A 19,412-nucleotide genomic window follows, 5' to 3' on the forward strand; every position below is an offset into this window, starting at 1 on the left:
ACGGACTTACGGGGGATGGACGGCCTCGGAAAATAGTCGGAACCGGAAGTCAGAACAGCGGCTCCGGCAGCACCCCCTCCAGCGCGAGAAGAGTCCGCTTGGTCTCCAGACCGCCGCCGAAGCCGCCTATCGCACCGGAGCTCTCCAGCACGCGGTGACAGGGCACCACGACCGGCAGCGGGTTTGCGCCCATGGCGACTCCGACCGCGCGGGCCGCGCCGGGGTCGCCCACGCGGAGCGCCAGATGCTGATAGCCGACGGTCGTCCCGTACGGCACACGGGCCGCCAGCTCACGCAGCACCCGTTCGTTGAAGCCGCCCGTCAGCGACCAGTCCAGCGGGACGGTGAAGGGCTCGGGGGAGCCCGCGAAGTAGCGGTCGAGCGCCGCCGCGGCGGCGGCGAGATGCCCGGCCGGCCCGGGCGCGTGCGCAGCCGGGCCGGATGCGTGCCCGGCGGCCGGCGGCTCTGCGGGCAGCGGCTGCGCGGGCAGCGGCTCCGCGCGCACCGGCTCGCCGCCCAGCCGGCCCGACAGCCGCGCCAGGGCCCGGTCGAGCGTGCGCCCTCTCGCATGGAAGACGACGTTGACCAGGCCCTTCTCGGTGGCCGCGAGCAGCAGCGGCCCGATGGGTGTCTCCCGCAGCATCCAGGCCGCCGGCTGCACCGGGGTGTCAGTCATACCGGCACCCTAGAGGCCCCCACTGACAGTCCCCGTCCGGCAGCTCACCCCGAGCGGCCCGCGCGGGGGCGGTGCTCAGCCGAGGGGCGACGTCTGCACGGCGTCGCTGACCACATCCGGCTTGTTGGAGATGATTCCGTCCACACCGGCGTCGGCGACCTTACGGGCCGTCTCGGCGTCGTTCACGGTCCAGGTGAAGACCTCCAGCGGCTTCTTGTGCGGACCCTTGAGCGCGTGAACAGCGCTCACATAGTCCTTGGTGGCGTCCGTGTAGGTGGGGTTGATCTGGTCGGTGAACTTGGCGTACTCCTTCAGGTCGCCGGTCTTCGGGGTGCCCAGGAAGCCCGTCTTCACCTCGGGCTGCTGCTGGTGCACCTTCTGGACCGCCGCCTTGTTGAAGCTCTGGACGATGAGCCTGCTCCCGGTGTGCAGCCGGTCGAGCCAGCCCTCGCGCCGCAGCTGGCCGAGGGTCTCGCGTTCGATGCCGGGATAGAGCTCGGGCGATTTCAGCTCCAGCAGGAGGTCCTGCCCGTTCCGGGTCAGCCGGTCCAGGTATTCGCGCAGGGTGGGGATCTTCTCGCCCTTGAACTGGCTGCCGAACCAGCTGCCGGCGTCCAGCGTCTTGATCTCCTTGAGGGTGAAGTCGGACACCTTCCACGGGCTGCGGTCCGGGAAGCGGTCCTCCACGTCCGTGGTGCGGGAGAGCGTGGTGTCGTGGATGACGACCAGCTCGCCGTCCTTGGTGCGCTGCACATCGTTCTCGACCCAGTCGATGCCGAGCTCGTGCGCCTTGTCGACGGCGGCCAGAGTGTTCTCCGGCGCGTAACCCGATGCTCCCCTGTGCGCCACCGTGAGGGGCGCTCGGCGTGGTTTCCTGACGTCGGAGTGGGTTTGCGGCTGTGCGTCGGGGTCGGGGTCCGGGTCCCCGTCCGAGAGGACGGGGAAGTCTACGCCCGGCTCCGGGTTCTGTCTCGCCGGGCGTTCCGAGGCCGCTGCGGTCGGCGTGGCGGTGAGGAAGAGCGCGCTCATACCCAGCAGCGCACCTGCGGCGGTTGCGGTCAGCGGGCGTATCGACATGCGGGACTCCTCGCTTGTGCTGCACGGACTGCCGAAACAGTTCCCGATGCGCAATACAAACAAGCGGGGACAAAGTGGCGTAGAGCTGAACGAGGGGTAGCTGAGCCGCTGACCTGCAGCGGAACAAATTGGCAGCTATCTGCCAGTGGGGGGTAGTTTGCGGGCCGGCGCCCGCTGTCAGTGGTGAGTCGTACCGTGGTGAACATGCGGCCCAACACCGAGATCCAACGCAAGGTGGCGCCCTTCGAGGTCGTCAGCCCTTACCAGCCCAGCGGCGACCAGCCGACCGCCATCGCGGAGCTCGCACAGCGGGTGACCGGCGGCGAGAAGGATGTCGTGCTGCTGGGTGCCACGGGCACCGGCAAGTCGGCCACCACGGCGTGGATGATCGAGAAGCTCCAGCGTCCGACGCTGGTGATGGCGCCGAACAAGACCCTGGCGGCGCAGCTCGCCAACGAGTTCCGCGAGCTGCTGCCGAACAACGCGGTCGAGTATTTCGTCTCCTACTACGACTACTACCAGCCGGAGGCGTACGTCCCGCAGACGGACACCTACATCGAGAAGGACTCCTCGATCAACGAAGAGGTCGAACGTCTGCGCCACAGTGCCACGAACTCGCTGCTCACCCGGCGTGACGTGGTCGTCGTCGCCTCCGTCTCCTGCATCTACGGCCTCGGCACCCCGCAGGAGTACGTGGACCGCATGGTGCCGCTGAAGGTCGGACAGGAGGTCGACAGGGACGAGCTGCTGCGCCGCTTCGTGGACGTGCAGTACACCCGCAACGACATGTCGTTCACCCGGGGCACCTTCCGGGTCAGGGGCGACACCATCGAGATCTTCCCGGTCTACGAGGAGCTGGCCGTCCGCATCGAGATGTTCGGTGACGAGATCGAGGCCCTCTCCACCCTCCACCCGCTAACCGGCGAGGTGATCTCGGACGACCGAGAGCTGTACGTCTTCCCCGCCTCCCACTATGTGGCCGGACCGGAGCGCATGGAGCGCGCCATCAGCGCCATCGAGGCCGAGCTGGGCGAGACGCTGGCCACGCTGGAGAAGCAGGGCAAACTCCTGGAGGCCCAGCGGCTGCGGATGCGCACGACGTACGACATCGAGATGATGCGCCAGATCGGCACCTGCTCCGGCATCGAGAACTACTCCCGGCACATCGACGGCCGCGACCCCGGCTCGGCGCCGCACACCCTGCTGGACTACTTCCCGGAAGACTTCCTGCTGGTCATCGACGAGTCGCACCAGACGGTCCCGCAGATCGGCGCCATGTACGAGGGCGACGCGGCCCGCAAGCGCACGCTGATCGACCACGGCTTCCGGCTGCCCTCGGCGCTGGACAACCGCCCGCTGAAGTGGGAGGAGTTCCTGGAGCGCATCGGCCAGACGGTCTATCTGTCCGCCACACCGGGCCCCTACGAGCTGGCCCGCTCCGACGGGTTCGTCGAGCAGGTCATCCGCCCCACCGGGCTGGTCGACCCGGAGGTGGTCGTCAAGCCGACCGAGGGCCAGATCGACGACCTGGTGCACGAGATCAGACTGCGCGAGGAGCGCGACGAGCGGGTACTCGTCACCACCCTCACCAAGAAGATGGCCGAGGACCTGACGGACTACTTCCTCGAACTGGGCATCCGGGTCCGCTATCTGCACAGCGACGTGGACACCCTGCGCCGTATCGAACTGCTGCGCGAGCTGCGCTCCGGCGAGTACGACGTGCTGGTGGGCATCAACCTGCTGCGTGAGGGCCTCGACCTGCCCGAGGTCTCCCTGGTGGCCATCCTGGACGCCGACAAGGAGGGCTTCCTGCGCTCCGGTACCTCCCTGATCCAGACCATCGGCCGCGCGGCACGCAACGTCTCCGGCCAGGTGCACATGTACGCGGACCAGGTCACCCCCGGTATGCAGCGGGCCATCGAGGAGACCAACCGCCGCCGCGAGAAGCAGATCGCCTACAACGAGGAACACGGCATCGACCCGGAGCCGCTACGCAAGAAGATCGGCGACATCGTCGCGGACATCGTCCGCGAGGAGATCGACACCGAGTCGCTGCTGGAGACGGGCTACCGCAAGCGGGACGAGACGGGAAAGGGCGGCAAGCCGGCCAAGGGCAAGGCGCCCACCCCCGCCAAGAGCCGGGCGGGCAAGGGCGCCGCAGCCGGCGAGCTGACCGACCGGCCCGCCGCCGAACTGGCCGAGACCATCGAGGAGCTCACCGAGCGGATGCGCGCCGCCGCCGCGGAGCTGCAGTTCGAGGTCGCCGCCCGGCTGCGCGACGAGGTCGGCGAACTGAAGAAGGAGCTGCGCCAGATGCAGGAGGCGGGCCTCAAGTAACACCACGCACCGGGACACTTCGCACGGAGCCCGGCAGCGGACCCGTGCGGAGTGTTGCAAGACCGACACAAGTCCCGGGCGACAGCGCGGGCTGTCAGTGCCCTTGCGTAGGGTTCTTGCCTGGTGGCCGTCGGCCGGTGGCGGCCCCGGTCGAGAGAGGGGACGTACGTGTCGGTCAACTTGTCCAAGGGCCAGGGGATCAGCCTTCAGAAGAGCGACGGCGCCACGCTCACGGCGGTGCGCATGGGCCTGGGCTGGCAGGCCGCGCCGCGTCGCGGGCTCTTCGGCAAGCGCACCAGGGAGATCGACCTCGACGCTTCGGCGGTGCTCTTCGCCGACAAGCAGCCGGTCGACGTGGTCTTCTTCCGCCACCTGGTGAGCGACGACGGCTCCGTCAAGCACACCGGTGACAACCTGGTGGGCGGCGCCGGCCAGGGCGGCGACGACGAGGCGATCATGGTGGATCTGCAGCGCGTTCCGGTCCACATCGACCAGATCGTCTTCACGGTCAACTCGTTCACCGGGCAGACCTTCGCCGAGGTCGAGAACGCCTTCTGCCGCCTTGTCGACGAGACCAACGGCCAGGAGATGGCCCGTTACACCCTCACCGGCGGCGGCACCTACACCGCGCAGATCATGGCGAAGGTCCACCGGCAGGGCAACGGCTGGCAGATGACCGCCATCGGCGAGCCCGCCAACGGCCGTACCTTCCAGGACCTGATGCCGGCGATCCTGCCGAAGCTGTAGCAGGCCGGAGCTACCGAAAGTGGGAAGAGCCAGGGGAGGGGCACGACGATGACGGCCGAGCTGGTCCGGGGGCAGAACCATCCGCTGCCCGGGACCCGGGTGGAGATCCGGGTGACGGCGGGCACGCCCCTCGTCGCCGGGGCGACGCTCAACGACGAGCAGGGCCGGATGCGGGACGCGGGGTGGATCGCCCACCCCGCAGCGCCGCAGCTGCCCGGGGTGGAGGTCTCCCGGCAGGCGGCGGCCGTGCACCACCTCGCCGTCGATCCGGGCGCGCTGCCGCAGGGCGTCCACCGGGTGAACATCCTGCTGGCCCTGCCGGCGGTGCCGGGTGCCCCGGCCGACTTCGCCGGTCTGGCCGCGCCGTTCCTCGCCGTCACCGGCCAGGACGGTGAGCAGATCGCCAGCTACACGGTGACGGGACTGAGCGCCGAGTCCGCCGTGGTCGCCCTGGAGCTGTATCTGCGCGGGGACATCTGGAAGGTGCGGGCCGTCGGCCAGGGATACGCCGACGGGCTCGCCGCGATGCTCGCCGACCAGGGCCTGGCCGAGGCCCGCGCCCTGGCCGGCACCATCAACGAGGCGGTGGCCGCCGGAATGGCCCGCTCGGTGGCACCGGCTCCCGACCGCCCCACCCGGCACGCCGCGGGCGGCCGCACGGGGACGGGGCAGCCCGCCGGCGCCCCGTCCCGGCCCACCGCGCCCTCAGCGTCCTCCGCGCCCTCGGCCGGGGCTCAGCCGTCCGCCGCCGGGACCGGGACAGGCGCGGGAGGCGGCCCGATCGACTACCGCCACCCACGGCGCGCCACGCCCACTCCGCAGCCGGCAGCCGGGCCGACCCCCGCCGCTTCCGTGCCTCCGCAGTCCGCGGCCGGGCCGCAGTCCGGCGGGCCGCAGTCCGGCGGGCCGCAGGGGCACGGGCAGGGGCACGGGCAGGACACCTCGCAGCCCGTCGCCGGGGACGCCCCCGGCTGGTCGATGGAGGAGCGGCTCTACAACCAGGTGTGGGGCATGTTCGAGGACCTGGCCCGCAGCGTCGCCGCCTACCGCTCGGCCGTCGACTTCGCCGACTCCCGCATGGAGCGGGAGCTCGAGGGCGTGCTCGACGATCCGCGGGCCCGCATCGGCCCCGCGGCGGACGCGGCCCGCGCCGAGGCCCGGGCCAAGCACAGCGCGCTGGTCGAGCAGGCCCGCGGAGTGCTGGAGCGGGACATGGCCCAGCTGGAGGCCGAGTCCGAGGTGGTCGAGCCGGCGCTGCCGCCCGCGCTGGCCCGCTGGGACAACCCCGTCTGGCAGGCGTACGAGCCGCCGACCGAGCGCCCCATGGCCCTGCGGGTGGGCGATCTGAGCCTCTCGGAGCGCCCCGAGCTGCGTATCCCCATGCTGGTGCGGCTGCCGCTGGAGCGGGGGCTGTGGATCGACAGCGGCCGGTTGCGGGGCGCCGAGGCGGGTCTGGCGGACGCGGACGAGCTGCGCCGTCTCGCGCAGCTGACCGCCACCGCGCTGGCAGCCCGTATCGTCGCCGTACACCCCGCCAACGAGATGACCGTGCACGTCATCGACCCGGCAGGCTCGGCCGCGACCTCGCTGCTGCCGCTGGTGGAGTCCGGCGTGCTGCGGGATCCGCCGGCCGCCGGCGCCTCCGGGGTGGCCCGCACCCTGGAGCGGCTGACGCAGCGCGTGGACCTTGTGCAGATGGCGGTACGCAGCCGGGCCACCGACGCCCTCCCGCCCGATCTGGACCTGGCCGACCAGCTGCTGGTCGTGCACGACTTCCCGCACGGCTTCGACGACCGCGCCGTCAACCAGCTGCGCTACCTCGCGGACGAGGGCCCCTCTGTCGGGGTCAGCCTGCTGGTGGTCGCCGACCGGGAGGAGGCGCGCGGCTACGGGCCGGTTCTCGACCCGCTGTGGCGTTCGCTGCTGCGGCTGACGCCGGTCCCCGACGACCACCTCGCGGACCCGTGGGTGGGCCACGCCTGGACGTACGAGCCGCCACTGGCACCCAGCAACAGCCAGGTCGTGCCGCAGGTGCTGCGGCGCGTCGTCGCCGCGCGGCACTCTTCCTGAGCCGTCGAGCGCCGGCCGGACTTAAGCCGTCAAGCACTGAGCCACAAGCACTGAACCATCAGGCACTGCGGCCCGGCCGAGGCCACGACCCCTCGGCCGGGCCTTTCCTTGACCCCGCCCTTTACCTTTCCATGACTTTACTTTACGCTCTCTTGTATCGGAGGGGAGTATTCCCAGCCACGCGGTGACCCCGTCAGTACGGACCGGACAGGACGGTCCCGGGGCACCGGCCCGGTCCGCTGTGGGCGGCGTGCCCGGGTGGAAGAGACCTCCGGCCCATGCTCGTATGCAAGCCGGAGGACTTCATGGACATATCCATGACCACCTGGGTGCTGACCATCGTCGGTCTGTGCGCCCTCATCGGGATGGACTTCTTCATCGGCGGCCGCAAGCCGCACGATGTCTCCCTCAAGGAAGCAGGTATCTGGACGACCGTCTGGATCGTCCTCGCCGCGCTCTTCGGGCTCGGACTCTTCCTCTTCGGGGGCGGTCAGCCCGCGGGCGAGTTCTTCGCCGGCTTCATCACCGAGAAGTCCCTCAGCGTGGACAACCTCTTCGTCTTCGTCCTGATCATGGCGAAGTTCGCGGTGCCGTCGATCTACCAGCAGCGGGTGCTGATGGTGGGCGTGCTGATCGCGCTGGTGCTGCGAGCTGTCTTCATCGCGGCGGGCGCCGCGATCATCTCCACCTTCTCCTGGGTCTTCTTCATCTTCGGCGCCTTCCTCATCTGGACGGCCTGGAAGCTCATCCAGGAGGCCCGCTCCGGCGAGGAAGAGGAGGAGTTCGAGGAGAACAGGCTGCTCAAGGCGGTCGAGCGACGCTTCCCCTCGACGGACAAGTACCACGGCACCAAGCTGTTCATCGTCGAGAACGGCAAGCGACTGATGACGCCGATGCTGATCGTGATGCTCGCGATCGGCACCACCGATGTGCTGTTCGCGCTGGACTCCATCCCCGCGATCTTCGGCCTCACCCAGGACCCGTACATCGTCTTCACCGCCAACGCCTTCGCCCTGATGGGGCTGCGGCAGCTGTACTTCCTGATCGGCGGGCTGCTGAAGAAGCTGGTCCACCTGTCCTACGGGCTCTCGGTCATCCTGGGCTTCATCGGCGTCAAGCTGGTGCTGCACGCGCTCCACGAGACGGGGGTGCATGTGCCGGAGATCAGCATTCCGGTATCCCTGGGCGTCATCTGCGCCGTGCTGATCGTCACGACGATCACCTCGCTGCTGGCCTCCCGGAAGCAGGCGCAGACCGCCGAGGACGCCGAACACGAGGAGCGGGCCCACGCCGACTCCTGAGCCTCCCCCGCGCCCCGTCAGGGGCGCGGGGAACTCCGCGCTCAGCCACAACCCGCAGCCACAACCCGCAGCCACGACCAGCGGCCACGACCCGCGCGGGGCACGGGCCACCCGGCGACGCGTACTACCCGCCGACGCGTACCCGCTGTTCCGCTCGCTCGCCGTTGACGATCACCGAAAGAGTGACCGTGCCAGGACTGCGCCCGGTGAGGGTCCCGCTGGCCGGGTCGTACGAGGCCACACAGCGACCGCGCGGCACGGCGCCCCGCACGCACAGCCCCGGGGAGCCCGGCCAGTCCGCGCTCACCGGCCAGCCGACCGGTACCCGGCGTGCCGTCGGCCCGCCGCCCTGCTCCACTGCCGCCGACACCGAGGCCCGGCCGCCCACCGTGAGCCGGTCGGGCGCCTCCAGCAATAGCGCATCCACATGGGGACGGGTCTGCGCCGAGATCCAGTCACCGTCCCGCGGCGGCCGCCCCTGGTCGACGCCGAGCAGCGACCAGCCGGTGAAGCCGCCCTCGTCCGGCGGCGCAGCGGGGGCCTTGGCCGAGTTGCCGTTCACCAGATATGGGACACCGTCCACCCGGGAGGCGTCGAAGACGCCGACATGGCCCGCAACCATCGCCGCACCCTTGCCCGAGCGGGCGCGGAAATCGGCCAGCCACTTCTCCAGCAGATCGGCCTCCATCCGGTCGGTGAGCCGGCTGGCCCGCTGCGCAGTCGGATCGCGCGGCGGTACGTGCTCGATGACGGCGACCGAATCGACGTCCCGGTCCCGCGCCGCGTCGTCCAACTGCCGCCGCAGCTCCTGGAACTGTGCGTATCCACCGCCCCGTACCGTCAGCGACGAGGTGTCCAGCGTGATGAATCGCGTCCCGCGATGGTCGAAGGTGCGCTGCGCCGGGCCGAACTCCTTGACGAAGTTGGCGATCGAGCCGCCCATCACCTCATGGTTGCCCGGCACGTAGTACCAGTCGACCGCGTCACCGAGTTCCTCCTGGAGTATCTTCCGGGCGAACGCCAGATCCGCCGGTGAGCCCTCGTCCACCAGATCCCCGTTGACCAGCACGAAGTCGGGCCGGGCCGCGCGGATCTCCCGCAGGGTCCTGCGCGCTTCACGTACGGCCTCGCTGTCCGGGTCGCGCGCCACGAACTGGGCGTCCGACATCACCGCGAACCGCCAGTCGCGGCCGGCCGTGTCGGCGGCGGTGGAGATCAGCGGATCGTGCGGGCGCCCGGCGGGCGGCAGGTCGACGTCCGGTGGAGTACGGGCCACGAGTTCGTCCAGCACCACCTCGCCCTTGTACTGCGCGGTCGGCCGGGTCTCGGCGAGGTAGAAGCGGCGCAGCTTCAGCGGGTAGGCCACGCCCTCCGGGACCTCGAAGGTGATCTGCTGCCAGCCCTTCCACTCCATCAGCGGCCCGCGCAGCACCTGGTCGGTGCCTGCCGCGTCCTTGAGATGGAGGGAGGGCCAGGCCCCCGAGCCGTCGCCTTTTATCCACATGGTGAAGCTGCGCGGCTGGCCGGAAATGGCCCGTTCGGCGGGCGGGTTGGCGTAAGCGGCGCGGGTGGCCGTCGACTGGGTGAAGTCGTAGCTGAGCTTGAGCCCGCCGCCCTCCTTGCCGTCCGGCTCCGCTGCCACCTCGCCGGAGGCGCGCGCTGCGCTGAACGTCCACGTGGCCGCGTCGTCGAAATCGGCCACTCGCTGTTCCCGCAGCCCGACCGTGACGGCCAGCCGCGTGGTGTGGCCTCGCACCGTCACGGTCACCGTGCCGGCGGCGGACTCCTGTCCGTTCCTGGTCCTGACCGTGAACCCACCGGTGGCGGTGTCCTCGGCCGGCACGATGGAGAAGAGGGAACGGTCGTACGACAGTTGGGCGTCGCTCGGCTCGATGGGCGCGCTGTTTCCGTCCGCGTCGTAGCCGAGCAGCTTGAACGACCCGCTCGCGGCGCCGTCCGCCAGCCCCACCCGGTCCGTCGTCGGGCGGATACGGTCCAGCTCGCCCAGGACCTTCAGCTTCGTGGATCCCTTCGCCGTGCCGAGACGTGCGGTGACATCGGTACTGCCGGACCGGCGCGCCCGGAAGACGCCCTGCCCGTCGACCCGGCCCACGTCCGGCCGCGCCGTGTGCCACCCGGGTCGCGGCGCGCCCTCGGCGGGTCCGTACGTCTCGTCGTACGCGGCGGCGGTCAGCTTGCGGGTCAGGCCGGGGAAGACGCGGTCGGGGTGGCCGCCGGGCATGCTGTCGGCGGTGGCCGCCTTGGCCGGTTCGACGGCCGTCTCCACCCAGAAGCCGGACAGCCGGCCCGAACCCTCCGGCGCGGTCAGCGCCAGCCCGTCGGGGACCTCACGCTCCTCGCCGTCGGAGGGGGAGTTCTCCAACTGGAGAGTGGCGCCGCCCGGCTCGCGGGCCAGCAGGGTGGAGGAGCCGCCGCCGTCCAAGTTGAGCGCGTTGTAGGCGCCCAAGTCCTTCATCATCAGCCCGAGTTCGGTCAGCGTCACCCCGCCGGAGGCGGCCTGCCTGCCGTCCACCGTCAGCACATGCATGGTGCCGCCGTCCTTGGAGAACCCGACCGCGGTACGCGGGGCCGTTGTGTTGTTCGGCCTGCCCTCCCAGTCCTGCGGTTTCCCGTCCTCGACCAGCACCCCGCGCCCGCCGACCGCGGTGCGGGGTACGGGCGAGCCGTCGTCGGTACGCACCCGGTACGTCCAGCTGACCGGGTCGCCGGTGCGCAGCCCGGCCAGCCGCTCGGCGCCCTCCCCGCGGCCGATGAGGACTCCGACGCCTTCGGGAATGTCACCCTTTCCGGGCTTCTCCGCCACCGAGGCGACCTTGCCGTGCTCCACGGTCACCTCCGTCACATCCGGTTCCTGATCGACGGTCAGCGCCCGGTCCGCAGCGCCCCAGTTCGCGTCGTACAGCCCGATGCCGTCCTCGGGGACGTTCGCCGCGTCCCGGCCGCCGAGCGCCGCGGTTCCGCCGGGGAGGGTCACGGTCCCCTCGAAGTACAGGTCCAGAATGCGGCCCGCCGCCTCCGGGCCGACGCCGACCGCTGTGGAGACGCCGGGAGCGGGGGAGTGGGTGGGTTTGCCGTCGCGTACGCCGGGGCCGAGCGGGGCGCCCGTCTCGTTGATGTCGAAGAAGTCGGCGTTGAGCGCGGCGATGGTGCGGCGGCCCTTGCCCGGGTCGTGTGCCTTGGCCAGCTCGCTGACCGTGCGGCGCTCGGTGACCTTGCCGGAGGAGAGGTAGTCGGCCGTGGCCCCGGTGCGGCCCTTGCCGAGTTTGAGGGAGAGAGCGTCGGCCCGCAGCCACTTGTCGGACTCGAGCCGGTTGAAGGAGGTGAGTTTCGCGCCGGGTGCGAGGGGGCGGGTGGTGCGGGAGAGCTCCATGCCGTCGCCGTCGGCGATGGCCCTGGGCTGCGGCTTGGGCTGTGGCTCGGCAACGGCTGCGGCTGCCGTCGGACGGGCGGTGGGTTGGCCGGCTGCCGCCAGGACCGTGCCGGCCGGCAGCAGGCCGGTCAGCAGGGCGGAGACGGCTGTCGCCGGGAGCAGCGACCTGGCGAGTCTTGCGCGAGCGTGGACCTGTCTCACAACGTCCCCCACAAAGACCAGTGTTCTCGGCACTTTCTGCGCACAGTGCCGCACAGCGTCCCAAGGGGGACCGGTCTACACCAGAGGGTTGGAGCGAAGTCGGGGGAAACGCTGCGTTTCTTCCACCGGTTGGCCGTAGGACGCGCCCCTCCTGCCCAAACGGCGAAGGACGCCCAGAACGACGAAGGACCCCGCCAGGACAGGAAGGGAACCTACCCCGCGAGAAGCTTCCCCTTCTCCACCTTCACCGGCACCGAGGGCAGTGCCGTGGTGGCCGGCCCCTTCGCCACCTTGCCGCTATCCACCTGGAACCGGCTCCCGTGCCGCGGGCACACCGCGACCTCGCCCTCGATCTTGCCGAGCACAGCTCCCTGGTGGGTACACACCGCGCTGAACGCCTTGAAGTCACCCTTCTCGGGCTGCGCCACCAGCATCTTCTGGTCGGCGAACAGCTTGGCGCCGCCCACCGGCACGGCATCCGCGTCGCCCAGCTCGACAGGCTTGTCGGAGCTCGGCTTCGAGGACCCCTCCTTGGAGCCACCGTCTCCGCCACCGCACGCAGCGGCGGTCAGTCCCAGCGCGGCCAGCGCGGCACCGCACAGCACGGTGCGGCGCGTGGCCGTCGATTCCTCGTTCGTCGTCACGCGCCGCACTCTACGTCCGCTGCACCATTCGGCGCACCACTCGGGCAGCCCCGATCAGCTCTTACGGCCTGCAGATTTCCTCGCGGCACCCTTCGAGGCAGCGGCCTTCTTCGCCGGAGCCTTCTTGGCAGCCGCTCTCTTCGCCGGGGCCTTCTTCGCGGCGGGGTTCAACAGGGCCGCATCGCTGACCCGGTCACCCAGCACATCGCGCAGGAACTTCCCGGTGTGGCTGGCGGGCTCGGCCGCCACCTGCTCAGGAGTGCCCTCGGCGATCACCAGGCCGCCGCCGCTGCCGCCCTCGGGACCGAGGTCGACGACCCAGTCGGCGGTCTTGATGACGTCCAGGTTGTGCTCGATGACCATCACCGAGTTGCCCTTGTCGACCAGGCCGTCCAGGACGTCGATCAGCTTCCTGATGTCCTCGAAGTGCAGACCGGTCGTGGGCTCGTCCAATACGTAGACGGTGCGTCCCGTCGAGCGCTTCTGCAGCTCACTGGCGAGCTTCACCCGCTGCGCCTCACCACCCGAAAGAGTGGGCGCGGACTGTCCGAGCCGTACGTACCCCAGCCCCACATCGTTGAGCGTCCGCAGGTGCCGGGCGATCGCCGGCACCGCCTCGAAGAAGTCCAGGGCCTGCTCGATCGGCATGTCCAGGACCTCGGCGATGTTCTTGCCCTTGTAGTGCACCTCCAGGGTCTCCCGGTTGTAGCGCGCACCGTGGCAGACCTCGCAGGGGACGTAGACGTCCGGCAGGAAGTTCATCTCGATCTTGATGGTGCCGTCGCCCGCGCAGTTCTCGCACCGGCCGCCCTTGACGTTGAAGGAGAAGCGGCCCTGCTGATAGCCGCGGACCTTCGCCTCCGTCGTCTCGGCGAACAGCTTGCGCACATGGTCGAAGACGCCGGTGTACGTGGCCGGGTTCGAGCGCGGCGTACGGCCGATCGGCGACTGGTCGACGTGCACCACCTTGTCGACCAGGTCGTCACCCTCGACGCGGGTGTGCCTGCCGGGCACCGTCTTGGCGCCCTGCAGCTCACGCGCCAGATGTGTGTAGAGGATGTCGTTGACCAGCGTCGACTTCCCCGAACCCGAGACACCCGTGATGGCCGTCAGCACACCCAGCGGGAAGGAGACATCGATGTTGCGCAGGTTGTTCTCGCGCGCCCCCCGTACCGTCAACTGCCGTTCCGGGTCGACGGGACGGCGCAGCTGCGGGGTGGGGATCGCGCGCTTGCCGGACAGATAGTCGCCGGTGACGGACTCCTCGTTGGCCAGCAGCTCCTTCAACGGGCCGCTGTGCACGACCTTGCCGCCGTGCTCGCCCGCGCCGGGGCCGATGTCCACCACCCAGTCGGACGCCTTGATGGTGTCCTCGTCGTGCTCGACGACGATGAGGGTGTTGCCCAGATCGCGCAGCCGCACCAGGGTCTCGATCAGCCGGTGGTTGTCGCGCTGGTGCAGGCCGATGGACGGCTCGTCCAGTACGTACAGCACCCCGACCAGCCCGGAGCCGATCTGGGTGGCAAGCCGGATGCGCTGGGCCTCGCCGCCCGAGAGGGTGCCGGCGGCGCGGTTGAGCGTCAGATAGTCCAGGCCGACGTCGACCAGGAAGCGCAGCCGCTCGTTGACCTCCTTCAGCACCCGCTCGGCGATCTGCTTGTCGCGCCCGGTCAGCTTCAGCTCGCGCAGGAACTCGGCGCACTCGTTGATCGACATCGCGGAGACCTCCGCGATGGACTTGTCCTGCACCGTCACGGCCAGCACCAGCGGCTTGAGCCGGGTGCCCTCACAGGCCGGGCAGTTCACCTCGCGCATATAGCCCTCGAAGCGCTCCCGGCTGCTGTCGGTCTCCGCCTCCGAGTGCCGCCGCTTGACGAACGGGACGACGCCCTCGAACGCGGTGGTGTACGCGCGCTCACGGCCGTACCGGTTGCGGTAGCGGACCTCGACCTGTGTCTTGTGGCCGTACAGCAGTGCCTTCTTGGCGCGGGCCGGCAGCCCCGCCCACGGGATGTCCGTACGGAAGCCGAGCGCGTCGGCCAGCGCGCCGATGAGACGGCCGAAGTACTCCTTGGTGTGCCCGTGCGACCAGGGGTGCAGCGCTCCCTCGTCCAGCGATCGGTCCTCGTCGGGGACGATCAGCTCCGGGTCGACCTCCATCCTGGTGCCGATGCCGGTGCACACCTGGCAGGCGCCGAAGGGCGAGTTGAAGGAGAAAGAACGCGGCTCCAGCTCCTCGAACGAGAGATCGTCGTAGGGGCAGTAGAGGTGCTCGGAGTACATCCGCTCGCGCTGCGGGTCGTCCGGCTCCAGGTCCACGAAGTCGAGGATCACCATGCCGCCGGACAGGCCCAGCGCGGTCTCCACCGAGTCGGTGAGCCGGCGCTTGGCGCTGCCCTTGACGGTCAGGCGGTCGACGACCACCTCGATCGTGTGCTTCTCCTGCTTCTTCAGCTGCGGCGGCTCGGACAGCTGGATGGTGCGGCCGTCGACCCGGGCGCGGCTGTAGCCCTTGGTCTGGAGCTCGTTGAACAGATCCACGAACTCGCCCTTGCGCTGCCGCACCAGCGGGGAGAGCACCTGGAAGCGGCTGCCCTCCTCCAGGTCGAGCACCTTGTCCACGATGGCCTGCGGGGACTGGCGGGCGATCGGACGGCCGCAGACCGGGCAGTGCGGCTTGCCGATGCGGGCGTAGAGCAGCCGCAGATAGTCGTAGACCTCGGTGATGGTGCCGACCGTCGAGCGCGGGTTGCGCGAGGTCGACTTCTGGTCGATGGAGACCGCGGGGGAGAGCCCCTCGATGAAGTCGACGTCGGGCTTGTCCATCTGCCCGAGGAACTGCCGGGCGTAGGCGGACAGCGACTCCACGTAGCGGCGCTGGCCCTCCGCGAAGATCGTGTCGAAGGCGAGCGAGGACTTCCCCGAGCCCGACAGACCCGTGAAGACGATGAGCGAGTCGCGGGGGAGGTCTATCGAGACGTTCTGCAGGTTGTGCTCGCGAGCGCCGCGGACGAGAAGACGATCGGCCACGCCTGTTGGCACCTTTCGTGTGGGAATCGGGGGCCCGCGACTGCGCGGGAGCCCCGACCAAGAGTAGGACGGCGCCGCCCGGAGTGTCGTTCGCTTCCGGTTCGGGAGCCGGCCCCGACTCTATAGCACGTTCATTCGAATTACGGCGCCCCTTGCCATCTTCCCCACGAACGAGGGACCCCAGTAGCTTTGGATCATGACCACGCCTGCGACCACGCCTGCGCACGACGCCGAACTCGTACGGACCGCGACCGGTCACCTGCTGAGCGACACCGTCAAGCTGGAGGCCCCCGAGGTGGCCAAGCCCTCCCAGCTGCCGGGGTGGACCCGCGCCCATGTGCTCACCCACATCGCCCGCAACGCCGACGCACTCGTCAATGTGCTGGCGGGCGAGCCGATGTACGCCAGTGCCGAGGCCCGCGACGCCGACATCGAGCGGGGCGCCGGCCGGCCTCTCGACGAGCTCGTCGACGACGTACGGGCCAGCGCCTCCCGGCTGGAGAGCGCCTTCGCCGCGCTCGGGGACGAGGACTGGAACCGCACCGTCACCCTCCGCAACGGTGTGACCGATCTCGCCGCCTCCGTCCCGTTCCGCCGCTGGATCGAGGTCGAGCTGCACCACGTGGACCTCGGCATCGGCTACACCCTGGAAGACCTGCCGGGCACCTTCGTGGACCGCGAGCTGACCAATATGGCCCGCCGTTTCTCGGAGCACCCCGACGTCCCCGCCGCCATCGAGCTGCGCGCCGAGGACGGCCGCAGCTGGCGCACCGGCGCCGCGGACGCCGGAGAGGGCGGGCCCTTCGTCGTCGCGGGCAGCCCCGTCGCCCTCCTGGGCTGGCTGACCGGCCGCAGGAACGGCAGCGGTCTGTCGGCGCGGGGCTCCCTCCCTGTACTGCCCGCGCTTTAGAGCGAGGGCGCCCCGCAGGGGCGCGGGGAACTGCGCGACCGGCCACGGCGCACCCGCAGTCTGCGACGAACGGCCAGGGGCACCCCGGGCGCAGCACCCCGTGCCGGGCACCCGAAATGCAAGGGGCACCCGGGGGCAGCCCCCTCGTGCCGGGCACCCGAAATGGGACGGGCAACCAATAGGCTGGCCGCATGCCATACAGCGGAACGGTTCAGGTCGGCGGCCCCGCGGACGTGCACGAGCTGCGGGATCTGATGATCTCCAAGGTGGCCGTCGGCCCCATGGACAACAACGCGTATCTGCTGCGCTGCCGGGCCACCGGCGAGCAGCTGCTGATCGACGCCGCGAACGACGCGGGCACCCTCCTGGAACTCATCGGCGGCGACGGGATCGCCTCCGTCGTCACCACCCACCGGCACGGCGACCACTGGCAGGCGCTGGAGGAGGTGGTGCGCGCCACCGGAGCGCGCACCTGCGCCGGGCGGTACGACGCCGAGGGCATCCCCGTCCCCACCGACGTCCTGCTGGACGACGGCGACACGCTGCGCGTCGGCGAGGTGGAGCTGACGGCCCGCCATCTGACCGGCCACACCCCCGGCTCGATCGCCCTGGTCTACGACGACCCGAGCGGCCACCCGCACCTGTTCACCGGCGACTGCCTCTTCCCCGGCGGGGTGGGCAACACCTTCGGCAGCGCGGAGAACTTCGCCCGCCTCATCGACGACGTCGAGAGCAAGCTCTTCGGTCAACTCCCCGACGAGACCTGGGTCTACCCGGGCCACGGCGCGGACACCACCCTCGGCGCGGAGCGCCCGCACCTGGCGGAGTGGCGCGAGCGCGGCTGGTAGCGAAGGAGCGGTACGGGCGGGGCGCGGGCCCGGGGGCCGTGCGCCCTCCCGCAGCGGCCGCACGCTGATCGTTGTCGGTGCGCGACAGTAGGGTGGGTCACATGGCAGACCCCTCCACCTACCGTCCCAAACCGGGAGAGATCCCCGACTCGCCCGGGGTCTACCGCTTCCGTGACGAGCACCGCAGGGTGATCTACGTCGGCAAGGCCAAGAGCCTCCGCCAGCGGCTCAACAACTACTTCCAGGACCTCGCCGGGCTGCATCCGCGCACCCGCACGATGGTGACGACGGCCGCTTCCGTGGAGTGGACCGTCGTCTCCACCGAGGTGGAGGCGCTCCAGCTGGAGTACACCTGGATCCAGGAGTTCGACCCGCGGTTCAACGTCAAATACCGCGACGACAAGAGCTATCCGTCCCTCGCGGTGACGATGAACGAGGAGTTCCCCCGCGTCCAGGTGATGCGCGGCCCGAAGAAGAAGGGTGTGCGCTACTTCGGTCCGTACGGACAGGCGTGGGCCATCCGCGAGACGGTCGATCTGCTGCTGCGGGTCTTCCCCGTGCGCACCTGCTCAGCGGGGGTCTTCAAGCGCTCGGCGCAGATCGGCCGCCCCTGTCTGCTCGGCTACATCGGCAAGTGCTCGGCCCCCTGTGTCGGCCGGGTCACCCCCGAGGAGCACCGCGAACTGGCCGAGGAGTTCTGCGACTTCATGGCCGGCCACACCGGCTCGTATCTGCGCCGCCTGGAGCGCGAGATGCAGCAGGCGGCCGAGGAGCTGGAGTACGAACGCGCGGCGCGGCTGCGGGACGACATCGACGCACTGAAGCGGGCGATGGAGAAGAACGCGGTGGTGCTCACCGACGCCACCGACGCCGATCTGATCGCGGTGGCCGAGGACGAGCTGGAGGCGGCCGTCCAGATCTTCCACGTACGCGGCGGCCGGGTGCGCGGCCAGCGCGGCTGGGTCACCGACAAGGTCGAGGAGATCGGCACAGCCGAGCTGGTCGAGCACGCCCTCCAGCAGCTCTACGGCGCCGAGCAGGGCGACGCCGGCGCGGGCGGCGGCAGCGGCGGCGTACCCAAGGAGGTGCTGGTCCCGGCGCTGCCCGAGCCGGTGGAGCCGATAAGCCAGTGGCTGACCGAGCGCCGGGGCGCCCACGTGAGCCTGCGCGTCCCGCAGCGCGGCGACAAGCGCGCCCTGATGGAGACGGTCAACCGCAACGCCGAGCACGCACTGGTGCTGCACAAGACCAAGCGGGCCTCCGATCTGACCACCCGCTCCCGCGCCCTGGAGGAGATCGCCGAGGCGCTGGATCTGGACTCGGCGCCGCTGCGGATCGAGTGCTTCGACATCTCGCACCTCCAGGGCGACGACGTGGTGGCCTCCATGGTCGTCTTCGAGGACGGCCTGGCCCGCAAGAGCGAGTACCGCCGCTTCCAGATCAAGTCGTTCGACGGGCAGGACGACGTCCGGTCCATGCACGAGGTGATCAGCCGCCGCTTCCGCCGCTATCTGGTGGAGAAGCAGAAGACCGGTGAGTGGCCGGAGGAGGAGCTGGGCGGCGAGCTGGAGTCAGGACCGGCCGGCGAGCCCTCGGCACCACGGCCGGCCCATGGAGAGGAGCAGCCGGCCCAGGGCGCCACCCGGGACGAGGAGGGCCGCCCCAAGAAGTTCGCCTACCCCCCGCAACTGGTGGTCGTGGACGGCGGCCGGCCGCAGGTGGCGGCGGCACAGGCCGCGCTGGACGAGCTCGGGATCGACGACGTGGCCGTCTGCGGGCTGGCCAAGCGCCTGGAGGAGGTCTGGCTGCCCGGCGAGAGCGATCCGGTGGTGCTGCCGCGCAGCAGCGAGGGCCTCTACCTGCTGCAGCGCGTCCGCGACGAGGCCCACCGCTTCGCGATCCGCTATCAGCGCGGCAAGCGCGGCAAGCGGCTCCGTGGCAGCCCGCTGGATGCCGTGCCGGGACTGGGGGAGACTCGTAAGAAAGCACTGCTCAAGCACTTCGGCTCGGTCAAGAAGCTGCGCGCGGCCTCCGTGGAGGAGATCTCCCAGGTCCCGGGCGTGGGCCGGAAGACAGCTGAGACGGTCGCCGCGGCGCTCTCCCAGGCGGCACCGGCGGGCCCAGCGGTGAACACGGCAACCGGTGAGATCGTTGAAGAAGAGTGAAGAAGAACGAAGAAG

The 19,412-nt window shown here is 70.4% G+C and carries 12 protein-coding genes; 7 read left to right on the top strand and 5 right to left on the bottom strand.

Features of this window, described 5'->3' with window-relative positions:
• Positions 1-49: 49 nt before the first annotated feature.
• Positions 50-676: a methylated-DNA--[protein]-cysteine S-methyltransferase gene (locus ITI46_RS03545; RefSeq protein WP_209237877.1), complete on the bottom strand. Its 627-nt coding sequence runs from the start codon at positions 674-676 to the stop codon at positions 50-52.
• 75 nt (positions 677-751) lie between these two features.
• Positions 752-1,753, bottom strand: coding sequence for a glycerophosphodiester phosphodiesterase (locus tag ITI46_RS03550; protein ID WP_209237878.1), 1,002 nt, complete (start codon positions 1,751-1,753; stop codon positions 752-754).
• Positions 1,754-1,957: 204 nt separating this feature from the next.
• Here ITI46_RS03550 and uvrB point away from each other — a divergent pair, with 204 nt between their 5' ends.
• The 4 genes from uvrB to ITI46_RS03570 all read left to right on the top strand — a co-directional run bounded on the left by uvrB (position 1,958) and on the right by ITI46_RS03570 (position 8,208).
• A complete protein-coding gene (uvrB, locus tag ITI46_RS03555; protein WP_247745414.1) occupies positions 1,958-4,090 on the top strand; it encodes an excinuclease ABC subunit UvrB in 2,133 nt (710 codons plus the stop codon).
• A 168-nt stretch (positions 4,091-4,258) separates the two neighbouring features.
• Complete coding sequence (locus ITI46_RS03560; RefSeq protein ID WP_209237879.1) at positions 4,259-4,837, top strand: TerD family protein; 579 nt, start codon at positions 4,259-4,261, stop codon at positions 4,835-4,837.
• A 48-nt stretch (positions 4,838-4,885) separates the two neighbouring features.
• Positions 4,886-6,907: a TerD family protein gene (locus ITI46_RS03565; protein WP_209237880.1), complete on the top strand. Its 2,022-nt coding sequence runs from the start codon at positions 4,886-4,888 to the stop codon at positions 6,905-6,907.
• Between the two features lie 305 nt (positions 6,908-7,212).
• A complete protein-coding gene (locus ITI46_RS03570) occupies positions 7,213-8,208 on the top strand; it encodes a TerC family protein (RefSeq protein ID WP_209237881.1) in 996 nt (331 codons plus the stop codon).
• Positions 8,209-8,332: 124 nt separating this feature from the next.
• Here the strand turns inward: ITI46_RS03570 and ITI46_RS03575 are convergent, their stop codons facing one another.
• From ITI46_RS03575 to uvrA, 3 genes are all read right to left on the bottom strand, one after another.
• Positions 8,333-11,599, bottom strand: coding sequence for a phosphodiester glycosidase family protein (locus ITI46_RS03575; RefSeq protein WP_247745423.1), 3,267 nt, complete (start codon positions 11,597-11,599; stop codon positions 8,333-8,335).
• A 413-nt stretch (positions 11,600-12,012) separates the two neighbouring features.
• Complete coding sequence (locus tag ITI46_RS03580) at positions 12,013-12,453, bottom strand: Rieske (2Fe-2S) protein (protein WP_209237882.1); 441 nt, start codon at positions 12,451-12,453, stop codon at positions 12,013-12,015.
• Positions 12,454-12,498: 45 nt separating this feature from the next.
• On the bottom strand, positions 12,499-15,474 hold the full coding sequence (gene uvrA, locus ITI46_RS03585; protein WP_209237883.1) for an excinuclease ABC subunit UvrA: 2,976 nt from the start codon (positions 15,472-15,474) through the stop codon (positions 12,499-12,501).
• 196 nt (positions 15,475-15,670) lie between these two features.
• Between uvrA and ITI46_RS03590 the strand changes: the two genes are divergently transcribed.
• From ITI46_RS03590 to uvrC, 3 genes are all read left to right on the top strand, one after another.
• Positions 15,671-16,384: a maleylpyruvate isomerase family mycothiol-dependent enzyme gene (locus ITI46_RS03590; protein ID WP_209237884.1), complete on the top strand. Its 714-nt coding sequence runs from the start codon at positions 15,671-15,673 to the stop codon at positions 16,382-16,384.
• A gap of 191 nt (positions 16,385-16,575) precedes the next feature.
• Entirely contained in the window at positions 16,576-17,232 is a 657-nt protein-coding gene (locus ITI46_RS03595) for an MBL fold metallo-hydrolase (protein ID WP_209237885.1), read from the top strand.
• Positions 17,233-17,333: 101 nt separating this feature from the next.
• A complete protein-coding gene (gene uvrC / locus ITI46_RS03600; protein WP_209237886.1) occupies positions 17,334-19,397 on the top strand; it encodes an excinuclease ABC subunit UvrC in 2,064 nt (687 codons plus the stop codon).
• Positions 19,398-19,412 lie beyond the last annotated feature (15 nt).

This window comes from Streptomyces oryzae (assembly GCF_017676365.1).
Classification (GTDB): Bacteria; Actinomycetota; Actinomycetes; order Streptomycetales; family Streptomycetaceae; genus Streptomyces; species Streptomyces oryzae.